The organism is Arthrobacter gandavensis, from assembly GCF_015355785.1.
Classification (GTDB): domain Bacteria; phylum Actinomycetota; class Actinomycetes; order Actinomycetales; family Micrococcaceae; genus Arthrobacter_B; species Arthrobacter_B gandavensis_A.
The window spans coordinates 1-455 of record NZ_JADKYW010000009.1; the positions used below are offsets into that span (position 1 = coordinate 1).

1 protein-coding gene is annotated in these 455 nt (G+C 67.7%); it reads left to right on the top strand.

The window, feature by feature from the left end; genetic code table 11:
• Positions 1–455 (top strand): DUF222 domain-containing protein (locus ITX31_RS15675; protein WP_194784357.1); only part of this gene is annotated, 455 nt, incomplete at both ends.

Genomic DNA, 455 nt, shown 5'->3' on the forward strand with positions numbered 1-455 from the left:
CACACCCTGGCAGCCCTCGCATCCGGAGTGCTCAGTGAATGGCGGGCAACCCTCCTGGTCCGGGAGACAGCCTGCCTGGATCTTGAAGACCGGCACCGGGTAGATGAACTGATCTGCAAGGACCCGGCCGCCCTCGAAGGACTCGGTGACCGGAAGCTCATCGCCCGGATCCGTTCGATCACCCAGGCCATTGATGCCGCCTCGCAGGTCCGGCGCAACGCCCAAGCCGTTTCCGGCCGGTACGTCTCCTGCCGTCCGGCACCGGACACCATGTGCTTCCTTACCGGGCTGCTGCCGGTCGCTCAGGGCGTTGCCGTGTATGCCGCATTGTCCCGGGCCGCGGATTCGCTGCGGGCTTCCGGGGATGAGCGGGGCCGGGGGCAGATCATGGCCGATACCCTCGTCGAACGCGTCACCGGGCAGGCAGCAGCGGACCGGGTTCCGGTGGAAGTGCA